Here is a 13,169-nt window from a genome sequence, read left to right on the forward strand (position 1 = left end):
CGGTGAGCATCCATGAACGAGTCGCAATCGACGGTTCCACCGGCGATGCTGAGCGCGGACTTAGACAAAAATATTGCACTCATCCGTTCAAGGCTGGGGAATGCGTCGGATCTTCTCATCAGCGAGCATCGTTCAAAGAGCGGCGTCCGTTATGCCGTTTTCTGCATCGACGGCCTCTCCAGCCGACTCATTATACAGGAGCATCTGCTCGAGGCGTTGATCGGCTCGGATGCGGACAAAGCGAAGCTGCCTGTCCAGGAAGTCAGGACGACGGGCTTGCTGGACGAAGTCCTGATCGGGATCTTATCCGGGGACTCCGCCGTCATGTCCGAGAGCAGCGACTGCGCGCAAATCGTCGGCACGAAATTTTGGAATTCAAGATCGGTCGAGGAGCCGCAGACCGAAGCGCTCATACGCGGTCCGCGAGACGGCTTCACGGAAGATTTCCGCACCAATACCGCGCTTGTCCGAAGGCGTCTTCGCGACCCGAATTTGCGCTTCGAGACCTTCCAGCTCGGCAGGCGATCGCGAACGGACATAGCCGTCGTTTATGTCGAAGGTATCGTCAACGACAAGCTGCTGCAAGAGGTTCGCAGAAGAATCCATACGATCGACGTGGACGAAGTGGCAGGCTCGGGCTTTATCGAGCAGTGGCTGACGGACAATCAAATGTCCCCGTTTCCCCAGATTATGAGCACCGAGCGCCCCGACAAGCTGTCGGCGGCACTGCTGCAGGGCAAGATCGGCATCATCGTGGACAATACGCCGTTCCAGCTCATCATGCCGATGACCATCTTTTCTTTTTTCCAGTCGCCTGAGGATTACTATCAAAATTGGATCATCTCGACCGTCATACGGGTCATGCGGCTCGGAGCCGCTTTTCTGGCTACGTTTATGCCCGCGTTTTACATTGCGCTAACCGAATACCATCACGGCATGCTGCCGTCGGAGCTCGCTTTTTCGATCGCAGGCTCCAGAGAAGGGGTGCCGTTCCCGTCGGTCGTCGAGGCGTTCGCCATGGAAGCGACCCTCGAACTGCTGCGGGAAGCGGGCATCAGGCTGCCCAAACCGATCGGACAGACGATCGGCATCGTGGGCGGGCTCGTTATCGGGGAAGCGGCGGTCAGAGCGGGCATCGTGAGCCCGATCATGGTCATCGTCGTCGCCATTACAGCGATCTCCTCGTTTTCCCTGCCATCCTATACCTTTGCGATTTCGCTTCGACTGCTGCGTTTCTTGGTCATGCTCTCGGCCGCGCTGTTCGGTCTGTACGGGATCGTGCTGGCTTATATCATGTTGAATATTCATATCGCCAATCTCAAGAGCTTCGGAATTCCGTATTCGACGCCTTTCGCCCCGACGTTCCTGAGCGATTGGAAAGATCTCATTTTGCGCGCGCCGCTAAGCTTGATGACCGGTCGTCCGCAAATGATGCGCACGAAGGACAAAAATCGTTTGAAGTAAACGAAAGGGCGGCCTCTATGAAAACATTCGAATACGGAGACAATCAGATCGGCGCTCGCGAAGTGTCGATGACGGTCTCGTCGTTCATGATCGGGGTCGGCATTTTGACGTTGCCAGGCATGCTCGCGAAGCATATTCAAGCATCGGACGGCTGGGTATCGATTGTGGCGGCGGGTATGCTGGCCTCCGTCTTCGGAATCGTCGTCTGCAAGCTGCTGAAGCGATTCCAGGGCGATACGTTCCATCGTTTTACGGCACGCATCACGGCCGGTCCCGTCGCCCTACTCATATCTGCTATTTACGGCGTCTATTTTCTGCTCTATGTCGCCTACGAGGTTCGATCGATCGCGAAGATTTCCAGGATGTACTTGTTCGAAAACACGCCGATCGCGTTTATTTCCCTCGCTTTTTTGCTCGTCGTCGTATACGGCGTCTCAGGCTCGACGGCGGCCGTCATCCGGTTGAATACGATGTTTCTGCCGATCGTGCTCCTGGTCTCCGCCGCCGTCCTGCTCTTCGGCATCCAGTTGATGAACCTGGACAACTTGAAGCCGTTCATGACGACCGCGCCGCTCGAGCTCGCTTCGGGAACGAAGGACACGACCTTTGCCTTAACGGGGTTCGAAGTGTTGCTATTCTATGGGCCGCTGTTGAAGCCGGCCGTTCGTACACAGAGGGCGATGCTGGTCGGCATCGCGATCCCGGTGTTCCTCTGCCTGATCACGTATTTGTACTCGGTTGCGATTTTTACGACGGAGGCGACCGCGCAAATTTTGTTTCCGACGGTCGAGATCGCGAAGGAGGTCCGCCTGCCCGGCCAGTTTTTCGAAAGGCTGGAATCGGTTTTTTTCACCGTCTGGATCATGACCATCTTCAATACGACCTGCATGGCGATGGAGGCCAGCGTCTCCTGTCTGCAATCGATCGCGCCCAAGCTTGGCAAGCCGCGGAGCATCCTGATTTTGTGTCCGTTCGCATACTTCATCAACATGCTGCCGGAGACGATGCTTCAGTACAAGCAGCTCGGCTTGATCGTCAGCAACATCGGCTATGCGACCGCCGCGGCGATCCCGATCGCCCTCCTGACGGTGGCGCGGTTCAGAAGAGGACGTCGCCTATGATGCTGTCGAGACGGTGCGCGGCGTTGCTGGCAGCGTCGCTCTCGCTTGCGACGATAACCGGCTGTTGGGACCGCGTAGAGATTAACAACCGGGGCTTCGTGGTAGGCATATCGATCGACGCGCAGCCCGAAGAAGAGGACAACGAAGCGGAAATGCAGCATGCTCGAAATTACCGCATTTGCTACCAGATCGTCGTGCCCGGCGGACAGAACGACGGGGAAGGGACGAAAGGAAGCGTCGGCTATTCGAATCTGTGCGGCAGGACGTCGAGCTTGTCCGCATTCCACCAGTATGCCACCGACAAGCTCAGCAGGCCGCCCTTTTACGATCATCTCAAGGTGATTCTCATCTCGGACCAGGTCGCCCGCAAAGGAACGGGATTCGCGGATATACTCGATTTTTTTATCCGGGGCGCCGGCGTCCGGAGATCCACCAAGATCATGGTCTCAAGAGGCGAAGCCGCCGAAGCGCTCTATGCCGACTCTCCGAACGAAGGCTTGCCTGCCAGCGATATCGAGAAAATAGCCGGCAACCGGAGCAGTCTGGAAAAGCTCCCCGCAACGCAAATCGGGTATATTCACGAAAGGCTGATGAACGAAACGAGCTATGCGGTGCAATCGCTCGAAACCTCGAACAAATCCGTACTCGTATCCGGCAGCGCAATCTTCGACGGCAAAACGAACCGCCAATGGGGGAAGCTGAGCGCGAGAGAGACCGCGGGAATGAATTTTCTGCGCGGATACAAAATGAGGGGCATGCTCACGCTTCAGGCCGCCGGGGCGAAAGTCTCGCTTAACGTCTACGAGATCAGGACCCGCCTGAGCGCGGACGTTCGCGATCCGGCGCATATCGTGTTCGACGCGGCCGTCAATGTCATCGTCGCCATTCGCGAGACCGCGGGCATCATCGATCCGATGACGAAGTCCGTGGTCGAACGGATTCAGCGGGATGCGGCCATCGAGATCGAATCGATGATCAAGGACGCGGTTCGCGTCGTACAGCACGACATCGGCAAGGACGCGCTTGGACTTGGCGAGGCGTTGAAGCACAATCATCATCAAACGTGGGAAAAGGTAAAAAACGATTGGGATCAGGGCAAGCATTTTTTGTCCGCCTGCGAAGTCAGGCCGCATGTGACCGTGAGCATCCGGTTGAACGGCACCGTCGATCGGACGGAGCGGGAATAATGAGCGCAAGGAGCGGATGAGCGGTGTTGTTCACCGGAGAAATGCTGACCGGACTTTTGCTTAGCGCGGCCGTACCCTACGCGGCCGGCAAATTGAACCGTTTTCTGCAGGAGAAGTCGGACCCCCCTTGGAAAAAGAAGCCTTAACGCGTATTGCCCGCAATGCCCGTCTGGCATACAATTGGGATAACCAAAAGCGGAAGCGGGGGAAACGACAGCATGAAATGGGGAGCAAGTGCCCTTCTCGCCGCCTTGCTGCTGCTGCCAGTGGGCGGATGCGCGCTATCTTCTGCGCCCGCATCGTCGTCGAAGGTTGGCGAGAACAACGTACAGTGGGCGTTCACGCAGGGCGGCGAGCACCCGGAGAAGCTGTTGATCGGCGTCATTCAAGGCGCCAAGGAGACGCTTGACGTCGCGATCTACAGCCTGACCTATCCGGACATCGTCGCCGCCATCCGTGACGCCCATCGGCGCGGCGTTGCCGTTCGCTTGCTCACGGACCGGATCCAGGCATCGGGCAAGACGCAGAAGGAAGCGCTTAAGCTGCTCGGCAGCGCAGGCGTTCCGATCAAGATCAACAGCCACAGCGGATTGATGCATTTGAAAATGACGGTGGCGGACGGTACGGTCGCAACGACGGGCTCGTTCAACTATTCCAAGGCGGCGAGCACGACGAACGACGAGATGCTGGTTGTCCTGCGCGACGAGACGGCCGCCGCGTCGTTCGAGGAAGCGTTCGAGCGCGCATGGAACGATCGCGAAGGGTACGAGACGTTGTCCGCGGCCATTGCCAAGGACGAACCGCCTGAGCAAGCCGGGCAGGAGACATCGGCGCAGCAGCCGGATGCGGAAAAGGACGGCGCGGAAACATCCGTCAAGGCGTGCGAATCGCCTCGGATCAAGGGCAATATCAACGCCAAGGGGGACAAGCTCTACCACGTGCCCGGCGGCAAGAGCTACGAACGCACGAAGCCCGAGCAGTGGTTCTGCTCCGAGGCGGAAGCCGAAGCGGCGGGCTTTCGCAAGGCGGCGGGCTAGACGTTCAGAACGAATATCAGATTCGAGCCAGGGGGGCTAGCCATGAAGTTTTCTTTATGCATCGGCGCATATCCGGGAGAAGACGAAGTTTATCATCTCGAAAAAGTGAAGGCGCTCGGATTCCACGGTTTGGAGTATTACGCCTGGTGGCAGCTCGACGATCTGAAGCGGACGGCTCGTGCCCAGGAGCGGATCGGCGTCGGCATCATCGCGACGTGTACGCCGTTCATCAGTCTCGTCGACGAATCGCTGCGCGACGATTATTTGGACGGGATCGTCCGGACCATCGAGGCTTGCAAGACGCTGGGCACCCGATCGATTATCTCGCAGACGGGCAACGAGCTTGAAGGCGTATCGCGCGACGTTCAGCAGCACACGATGGTCGAGACGCTGAAGCGGGCGGCGCCGCTGCTCGAGGCGGCGGACATCGTGCTGGAGCTTGAGCCGCTCAACGGGTTGGTCGACCACAAGGGCCACTATTTGCAGCGCTCAGACGAAGGCGCGGAGATCGTCGACAAGGTCGGCAGCAGCCACGTCAAGCTGGTGTTCGACGTTTATCATCAGCAGATTACCGAAGGCAATGTCATTCGCAATGCGACGGCCTACCGCCACCGCATCAACCACTACCATATCGCGGACAATCCGGGCCGCCATCAGCCCGGCACCGGCGAGCTGAACTACGTCAACATTTTAAAAGCGATCAAGGAGACAGGCTTCGAGGGCTTTGTCGGACTCGAATGCGGCTTTACGATCGATCCCGACGAAGCGGTCGAGCAATTCCACGAGGAAGTCATCGCCCGCATCGGGTGACCCGGGCTTCACAACCTTATATTGGCGTTTGCCGCCCCCGAATTTGGCGATTCCGTCCAACGGGGGCTTTTTTTGTCGACAAAATGGCTGCAAGCGGCCTGCAAAATCGCGGTAGTCCGTCGGATCGCGGCGTATGACGCTGGGGACGGCCGGGCAAAATGGAGGAGAATGCCAGCGGAAACGGGGGTTAAACATCGGGTGGCGAAGGACGATACGACGGCTCAAACGGACGAAAAGGCGTGCGTGACCTTGCCGGCCATCACCGATGCGGTGAAGGAGTGCGCAGACTGTCTCCATGCGAAGCTCGAGGGCAGCGGCGCCGACCTGATCTATTTCCCGACGCTCGTCGACCTGGACGCCCTGCAGCGCGACGTGGTACGTCCGCTGTCCCAGGCTTCCGCCGAACAATTGCATACGCTGCTCTCCGGGGCTCCATACAGGGCCGCGACGGAGCTGAAGTCTTGCCTGAAGGCCGTCATGGACGGTGCCGCCGTCATCTTCGATGGCGCCGACGCCTACCTCTATGACGCGCCGAAGTCGATCGGCAGGAAGATCGAGCAGTCGGAAACGGAGACGATCATCACCGGCCCGCATGACGGATTCGTCGAGAGCCTGACGGAAAATGTCGGCGTCCTTCGCAAACGGATCCGCAGCCCGAAGCTGAAGTCGATCGAGCTCGAGGTCGGAGAAGTTGCCAACACCCGCGCCGTCCTCATGTATATGGAGGGAATTGCCAACGAACAATTCGTGCGCATGCTGTCCGAGCGCATTCGGGCGATCGAGATCGACGGCGTATCCGACGCCAACATGCTCGTGCAGCTGATCGACGAAAATCCGAATTCCGTTTTCCCGCAGTTTCTGACGACCGAGCGTCCGGACGCCGTCGTCTCCAAGCTCCTCGGCGGCCGCATTGCCGTCATCCTGGACGGGAGCCCAAGCGTGTTCTCGGCACCGACCGCTTTTCTCGAATTTTTCTCTTCGCCGGACGATTATTACCAACGATGGCCGATCGGCACTGCTTTGCGCATCCTCAGGCTGATCGGGTTTTTGATCACGATCTGTTTTACGGCCTTCTATGTTTCCGTCACGACGTTTCATTACGAGATGATTCCGCATACGATGCTGCTCAATCTCGCCGAGTCGAGGAGCAAAGTGCCGTTTCCTCCGCTCATCGAAGCGCTCCTCATGGAGACGACGATCGAGCTGCTGCGGGAAGCCGGCGCGCGCTTGCCGACGAAGATCGGCCAGACGATCGGCATCGTCGGCGGTATCGTCATCGGACAAGCCGCCGTCCAAGCGGGGTTTACGAGCAATATTTTAATTATCGCGGTCGCAATCTCGGCGATCGCCTCGTTCGTCATTCCGAGCTACATTATGAGCGCGTCGCTGCGCCTGATCCGCTTCGGATTGATCGTACTCGCGGGCTTACTTGGCAACCTGGGCCTTATCTTCGGCATCGGCTTCCTGGTCATCCATATGGCCGGCGTGACTAACCTTGGGGCTTCTTATTTAACGCCAATCGCACCTGCGAAGTTTATGGACCTGCTGGACACCTTGGTGAGAGGTCCTTTTTGGGCGCTCAAGAAGCGGCCGAGCTTAAGCCGAACGCCGAACGAGACGCGCACGAAAATCAAAAAGTAGCGGAGGCATCCCTTGAAGGAAAAACTGAACGGCTTTCATGTGGCGCTCCTGATCTACATGATCGAGCTCGACGTCACCGTATTCATGCTGCCCCGCATGGTCGCCGTCCACATCGGCACGAACGGTTGGATCGGCTATCTGGGCTTGTCGCTCATTGCGGTTTTTAATATTTGGCTCTATCGTCTTGTTTACCGCGCAGGAGGAGGGCGATCCGTATTCGACATCTCCGAAGCCGTCCTCCCCAAGTTCGTGTTATTCCCGGTCTACGGGATGCTGTCCCTCCTTTGGCTGGCGCTCGGCGCGTTCGCCGGCAAGAGCTTTGTGCTGGTGTTTCAAACGTTGAGCTTTCAGACCAGCCCGCCGATGCAGATTTTTGCCATCTATTGCGTGCTCGTTTTTTTGCTCCTTGGCAAGGATCTCTACAGCATCGTGAAGGCTTCGACCGTATTTTTTCTGCTGTCTATATGGATGATTTTGTTGGCGCCCTACTTTTTCAAGGATTGGAGCTACCATCGGTTTACGACGTTTTTATTCAAGGGAACGGAAAACGGCTTCAGCTTTTCCGGCCTGCTCGACGTGTACACAGTCTTTATCGGTTACGAACTTTGCGTTTTCCTGTTTCCCTTGTCGGACGTCAAGACGAAGCTGTTTAAGGGTGTTTTCGCCGGCCATGCGCTCATCACATTGACGAACTTGATTGCGATTTTGATTTCCTTCGGTTTTTTCAGCTTCGAGGAAGTGAAGATTTTGCAGTTTCCGGTTATTCATACGCTGGAGTACATCGAGCTGCCGTTCATCAATCGCGTTGAAAACCTGGTCTTTCCTTTCTTTCTGTACTCCAATCTGGTTACGACCGTCATGTTCGCGTTCGCCGCCCGCAGCGCGCTCGGTCGCATGCTGCCCCGCGTCGAAGCCAAGCGGTTCGCGCTTCCGCTTGCGGCGGTCCTGTTCGCGCTCGGCTTCTTGCCTTCGATCTTCAGGGAGGCCGCAGCGCTGATTCGGCTGACGTACTTTACGGAGACCGGCGTCGCGTTTGCGCTGCCCCTGCTCTTGCTTTTGCTCCTCAAGTTCGGCGGCAACACGTATAGGGAGGCTTCAGGACGATGAGAAAAACAGGCGTCGTTTGGTTGCTCGCCATCGCGTTGCTAAGCGGCTGCGACGATCAGAAAATACTCGAGAAAATCGGATTCGTACGCTCGATTGTTCTGGAACAGGTCGAGGGTCAGGACAAAGCGTTGAAGGTCACGATCAGTATACCGAAAACGAACCAGACCGAAGCAATTGTGTATTCGGATACCGCAAAAAGCTTCAAGCAGGCGAAAATCCACTTCGACATGCAAAACGACCGCAAAATCATGCTCGGTCAGCTGAGACAAGTCATTTTCGGAGAATCCCTGGCGCGCCAAGGCGTCTGGTTGCCGATGGAGTCGGTCTTTCGCGATCCCGCGATCGGCATTCGCACGCATGTCATCGTCGCCGAGGGAGACATCGGGCACTTCGTCCGAAGAAGCTACTTGCAGGGCGGCACAATGGGCGAATACCTCGATAACCTGGTGCGCTCGGATCCCGCCACTCGGGGCCATTTTGATACCAATTTGCATACGTTTTTGCGGGATTATTACGACGATGGCGTAGAGCCGATCGCCACGATCGTAGGAGAGACGGAATCGGGCCTGAAGATAAACGGCATCGCCTTGTTCGTCCGGGACCGATACGTGGCCAAAATACGCGCGGACGACGCCATGTACTTTTCGCTGCTTCGCGGGGGTGCCAAAAATATGGCCTTGTATATGGACGAGGTCGATACGTCTCGCGGTACCGGCAGCATTGCGATGGCCAACGTGACCGGCAAACGCAAGATCAAAATGTTGTCGCCGCCCGATCCGAATAACAACAAGCCGGCGCGGATCGTCGTCGAGCTTAAGCTCAAAGGATCATTGATGGAATACGACGATCTGCTGCAGATGAACAATCTTGCCAGTCAGCCTGCGCTCGAGCAGGCCATGGAGAAATACGTCGCCGACCGATGTCGGCGCCTGATCCGTGAAATGCAAAAGCCCGGCGCGGATGCGATCGGGCTCGGCAGCTTCGTGCGAGACAAGATGCGTTATGCCGACTGGAAGGCCTTGAATTGGAATGAAACCTTCGCGGAAGCGGACATCAAAGTCGTGGCTGACGTCAAGATCCGGGATTACGGCCGATTGATCGACGCCAACGCATAGCGCGTCCAGTGTGACGAAAGTCATTGCCCGAACAGGCGAATTGTGGCAAGCTTGTGGGGTAAAAGGACGGATAGCGGTCTCTTAGAGGAGGAAACCCCATGAAGTTTGACGATCTTCCCCCGGCCGATCAGATTCTCGAGATGATCGGCCGGATCTACAGGTTCGGCATGACGACGACGTCCGGCGGCAATCTGTCCGTCCGGGACGACGACGGCGATATATGGATCACGCCAGCCGGCGTAGACAAAGGCACGCTGCGCAGGGAGGACATCGTTCGCGTGCGCGCGGACGGACGCCATGAAGGCCTGCACAAGCCATCGAGCGAATTTCCGTTTCATCAGGCGATCTACCGCGCGAGACCGGATCTTCGCGCCGTCGTGCATGCGCATCCGCCCGCACTGGTCTCGTTCAGCATCGTCCGCAAAGTTCCGAACGTCGACATGCTGCCGGGCGAGCGCGAGATTTGCGGCGAAGTCGGGATCGCTCCCTATGCGCTGCCCGGAAGCGAGCGGCTCGGCGCGAACATCGCCGCCGTCTTCGCCGAAGGCAAGCGCTGCGTCATGCTCGAGAACCACGGCATCGTCGTCGGCGGCGTATCGCTGGCCGACGCCTACAAAGCGTTCGAGACGCTGGAGTTTTGCGCCCGCATGGAGATTCAGGCTTCCGGCCTCGGCCGTCCTCGCTCCCTGACGGCTGCGCAGCAGGCGCTTGCGGCGTCGGCCGCCGCGGCGCTGCCCGAGCTCCCGCCGCGCCGCGATCCGATGCCGACCGCCGAGCGAGAGGCGCGCGTGCGGATGCGCGACTTCATCCGCCGCTCCTATGAGCAGCGCCTGTTCACGAGCACGCAGGGCACCTTTTCCGTGAAGCTGGCGGACGACGCATTCCTGATTACGCCGCACGGACTGGATCGCAAATACCTGGAGCCCGAAGATCTTGTGCTGGTCCGCGAGGGCGCGGCGGAGCAGGGCAAGCAGCCGAGCCGCTCGGTCCTGCTGCACCGGGCGATCTATGCGCAGCAGCCTCATGCAGGATCGGTGCTGGTCGCCCATTCGCCCTACACGATGGCGTTTGCCTTGACGGACCGGCCGTTCGAATCGAAGACGATTCCCGAAGCCTATATCCTGCTGCGAGGCATGCCGAAGCTGCCGTTCGAATCCGTCTATGAGGCGATCGAGGGGACGGCGGCGCGATTCACGCCGGACGTGCCGCTCGCACTCGTCGAAAACAACTGTGTCATCGCGACGGGCAGCAGCCTGCTGAACGCCTTCGACCGGCTCGAGGTCGCGGAGTACAGCGCCAAATCGATCATCGAATCGGCGAATCTCGGCGCGATCGTTCATATGGACGACGACAGCATCCGGGATATCGAGCGGGCGTTCGGTCTGCAGCCGTCCACCTGAGCCTTTCGCCAACCAAAAGCGCTGTCGGAGCATCCGCTTCGGCAGCGCTTTTTAATGTTATATTGATTTATATCTAACTCATAAATGGATTGACCAACACGCGAATGGAAGATATAATGTCGATAATATCATTCAGATATAAGTTAATAAATGGAGCAATCGGCGAAAAAGGAGCCTGTGCGTCATGGCCTATATATTATCCCAAGTGAACAAAACCGGTCTGCCTCCGCTGCTGGCGGGGATAGCCGACAAGACCCAATGGCTGGAAAAGCGGAAGCGCATTCGGGAAACTTGGCTTTCGTACATCGGAGCGCTGCCGGAGCGGCCGGCGGCCAATCTGCGCTATCTGTCTGCGACGGAGGAAGCAGGTTACACCCGGCACCGCGTCACATACGATACGGTTTACGGCGATACGGTGCCCGCGTACCTGCTCGTGCCGGCTGCGCCGGCGGAAGGCTCCCGGCCGCAGGCGGGCTATCCGGCCGTCCTTGCGCTTCATCCCACGCACGAGATCGGCAAGGACGACATCGCGATCGTCCCCGGCAGGCCGAACCGCGGCTATGCCGTCGAGCTCGTCCTTCGCGGGTACGTCGTGCTTGCGCCGGACGCACTCACGGCGGGCGAGCGGGTGTATCCCGGCTATCCCGCGTTCGACAGCACCGCCTTTTACGAGGCGCATCCCGAATGGTCGACCGTCGCCAAAAACGCGACCGATCATATGCAGGGCATCGACGTCCTCGAATCGCTGTCGTTCGTCGACCGGCGAGCGATCGGAGCGATCGGCCATTCCTTCGGGGGCTACAACGCTTATTTTCTCGCCGGCCTGGACGATCGCGTCCGCGCCGTCGTATCGAGCTGCGGCTTCAGTCCCTTCGCGGGCGACCCGCACCCGGATCACTGGGGCTACCGGGACTATCCGTACACGCACATCCCGAAGGTGAGCGCGGATTTGCAGGAGGACCGGATTCCGTTCGACTTCCACGAGATCGCCGCGCTGTGCGCGCCCGTGCCCTTCTTTAACTACGCCGGACAGCAGGACGCGATCTTCCCGCATTGGCGTTCGGTCGCCGAAGGGATGGGGGAACTGGCGAAGCTTTACGGTCTGCTCGGCCGCGAGGACCGGTTCCGGTTCTATCTCGGAGAAGGCATACACGATTTTCCAGAAGAGATTCGCTTGCTGGCTTATCGTTTCCTGGACCGCTGGCTGAACAAAGAAGGAGAATGATCCGATGCACCCGCTGAAAATCGTCATGCTGCAAAGCCGTCATTTTACGGACCGCATCTTTACCGAAGCCCATCTGGCGCGAATCCGGCAATTCGGCGAGCTGGTCGTCAACGATACCGTAGGCAATCCGACGCCGGCGCAAGCGGCCGAGCTGGCCGAAGGCGCGGACGTCATCATCACGTCCTGGGGCTGTCCGCCGCTGGACGCGCACATTCTCGACCGCTGCCCGAAGCTCGGAATCGCGCTGCACGCGGCCGGTACAGTCAAGCCGATTGTGAGCCCGGAGCTTCCCGCGCGGGGCGTCCGTCTCGGCACGGCGAACGAAGCGCTCGCCCGCGGCGTGGCGGAGACCGCCCTCGGCCTTGCCATCGTGTCGCTCAAAAACATGTGGCAGCTCGCCCGCAATACGCGCGAGGGCGAATGGGACAAGCAGCGCGAGCGCGTGCGCGAGCTGTACGAAGTCACCGTCGGCGTCATCGGCGCCGGGCTGTCGGGCCGCCACCTGATCAAGCTGCTTCAGGCGTTCGAGGTTCGGGTGCTCGTCTACGATCCGTTCGTGAGCGCAGCCGACATCGCCGGCATGGGCGCTGAAAAAGTCGAGCTGGACGACCTGCTGACCGGGTCGGACGTCGTCTCGATCCATGCGCCGTCGGTCCCGGAGACCGAGCGCATGATGAACGCGCGCACGCTCGGCTTGATGAAGGACGATGCGATTCTGATCAATACGGCGCGAGGCTCGCTCGTCGACGAAGAGGCGCTGGCGACGGAGCTGCGCAAAGGAAGGCTATGGGCGTGCATCGACGTCACGGATCCCGAGCCGCCCGCAGCCGACCATCCGTTTCGCTCGCTGCCGAACGTCACGCTGCTCCCGCATATTGCGGGCGCCGAGAACAACGGCCTGCGCCGGATCGGCGCTTATATCGCAAGCGAGGTCGAAAAGTACGCGGCGGGCTCGCCGCTCCGGGGAGAGGTCGACGTATCCCAGCTGTTCAGATTGGCCTAACGGTCGTATTGACACTGTACGAAGCGCACTACTAAGATAAGAAGAGCATCGGATTCCGA

At 58.9% G+C, this 13,169-nt stretch carries 12 protein-coding genes; all 12 read left to right on the forward strand.

Annotation, left to right across the window (positions count from 1 at the left end; genetic code table 11):
- The first annotated feature begins 12 nt into the window (after positions 1–12).
- Positions 13–1,464 carry a spore germination protein gene (locus KVT38_RS12345; RefSeq protein WP_217594027.1) on the forward strand — a complete coding sequence of 484 codons (1,452 nt, stop codon included), beginning with the start codon at positions 13–15 and terminating at the stop codon, positions 1,462–1,464.
- 17 nt (positions 1,465–1,481) lie between these two features.
- Complete coding sequence (locus KVT38_RS12350) at positions 1,482–2,585, forward strand: GerAB/ArcD/ProY family transporter (RefSeq protein ID WP_217594028.1); 1,104 nt, start codon at positions 1,482–1,484, stop codon at positions 2,583–2,585.
- A complete protein-coding gene (locus KVT38_RS12355; RefSeq protein WP_217594029.1) occupies positions 2,582–3,772 on the forward strand; it encodes a Ger(x)C family spore germination protein in 1,191 nt (396 codons plus the stop codon). Before KVT38_RS12350 ends, KVT38_RS12355 begins: the two co-directional genes overlap by 4 nt.
- Before the next feature lie 23 nt (positions 3,773–3,795).
- Complete coding sequence (locus tag KVT38_RS35175; protein WP_256454848.1) at positions 3,796–3,918, forward strand: hypothetical protein; 123 nt, start codon at positions 3,796–3,798, stop codon at positions 3,916–3,918.
- A gap of 72 nt (positions 3,919–3,990) precedes the next feature.
- Positions 3,991–4,809 carry a phospholipase D family nuclease gene (locus KVT38_RS12360; RefSeq protein WP_217594030.1) on the forward strand — a complete coding sequence of 273 codons (819 nt, stop codon included), beginning with the start codon at positions 3,991–3,993 and terminating at the stop codon, positions 4,807–4,809.
- A gap of 42 nt (positions 4,810–4,851) precedes the next feature.
- Positions 4,852–5,619 carry a TIM barrel protein gene (locus KVT38_RS12365; RefSeq protein ID WP_217594031.1) on the forward strand — a complete coding sequence of 256 codons (768 nt, stop codon included), beginning with the start codon at positions 4,852–4,854 and terminating at the stop codon, positions 5,617–5,619.
- 168 nt (positions 5,620–5,787) lie between these two features.
- Complete coding sequence (locus KVT38_RS12370) at positions 5,788–7,260, forward strand: spore germination protein (RefSeq protein WP_217594032.1); 1,473 nt, start codon at positions 5,788–5,790, stop codon at positions 7,258–7,260.
- Between the two features lie 12 nt (positions 7,261–7,272).
- Positions 7,273–8,367 (forward strand): GerAB/ArcD/ProY family transporter, encoded by a 1,095-nt coding sequence (locus KVT38_RS12375; protein ID WP_217594033.1) that lies wholly within the window; start codon positions 7,273–7,275, stop codon positions 8,365–8,367.
- On the forward strand, positions 8,364–9,482 hold the full coding sequence (locus tag KVT38_RS12380; protein ID WP_217594034.1) for a Ger(x)C family spore germination protein: 1,119 nt from the start codon (positions 8,364–8,366) through the stop codon (positions 9,480–9,482). Before KVT38_RS12375 ends, KVT38_RS12380 begins: the two co-directional genes overlap by 4 nt.
- Positions 9,483–9,580: 98 nt before the next feature.
- Positions 9,581–10,882: a class II aldolase/adducin family protein gene (locus KVT38_RS12385; protein WP_217594035.1), complete on the forward strand. Its 1,302-nt coding sequence runs from the start codon at positions 9,581–9,583 to the stop codon at positions 10,880–10,882.
- Between the two features lie 184 nt (positions 10,883–11,066).
- Positions 11,067–12,107, forward strand: a complete 1,041-nt coding sequence (locus KVT38_RS12390; RefSeq protein ID WP_217594036.1) for a dienelactone hydrolase family protein — start codon at positions 11,067–11,069, stop codon at positions 12,105–12,107.
- A gap of 4 nt (positions 12,108–12,111) precedes the next feature.
- Positions 12,112–13,110 carry a hydroxyacid dehydrogenase gene (locus KVT38_RS12395; RefSeq protein ID WP_217594037.1) on the forward strand — a complete coding sequence of 333 codons (999 nt, stop codon included), beginning with the start codon at positions 12,112–12,114 and terminating at the stop codon, positions 13,108–13,110.
- The last annotated feature ends 59 nt before the right edge of the window (positions 13,111–13,169 follow it).

Origin of the sequence: Cohnella sp. GbtcB17 (assembly GCF_019091135.1) — a bacterium.
Taxonomy (GTDB): domain Bacteria; phylum Bacillota; class Bacilli; order Paenibacillales; family Paenibacillaceae; genus Cohnella.

Coding starts and splice junctions, on each gene's coding strand:
- KVT38_RS12355 (WP_217594029.1), top strand. CDS start 2,582: ATGATGCTGTCGAGACGGTGCGCGGCGTTGCTGGCAGCGTCGCTCTCG.
- KVT38_RS12360 (WP_217594030.1), top strand. CDS start 3,991: ATGAAATGGGGAGCAAGTGCCCTTCTCGCCGCCTTGCTGCTGCTGCCA.
- KVT38_RS12350 (WP_217594028.1), top strand. CDS start 1,482: ATGAAAACATTCGAATACGGAGACAATCAGATCGGCGCTCGCGAAGTG.
- KVT38_RS12395 (WP_217594037.1), top strand. CDS start 12,112: ATGCACCCGCTGAAAATCGTCATGCTGCAAAGCCGTCATTTTACGGAC.
- KVT38_RS12385 (WP_217594035.1), top strand. CDS start 9,581: ATGAAGTTTGACGATCTTCCCCCGGCCGATCAGATTCTCGAGATGATC.
- KVT38_RS12365 (WP_217594031.1), top strand. CDS start 4,852: ATGAAGTTTTCTTTATGCATCGGCGCATATCCGGGAGAAGACGAAGTT.
- KVT38_RS12390 (WP_217594036.1), top strand. CDS start 11,067: ATGGCCTATATATTATCCCAAGTGAACAAAACCGGTCTGCCTCCGCTG.
- KVT38_RS12345 (WP_217594027.1), top strand. CDS start 13: ATGAACGAGTCGCAATCGACGGTTCCACCGGCGATGCTGAGCGCGGAC.
- KVT38_RS12370 (WP_217594032.1), top strand. CDS start 5,788: ATGCCAGCGGAAACGGGGGTTAAACATCGGGTGGCGAAGGACGATACG.
- KVT38_RS12380 (WP_217594034.1), top strand. CDS start 8,364: ATGAGAAAAACAGGCGTCGTTTGGTTGCTCGCCATCGCGTTGCTAAGC.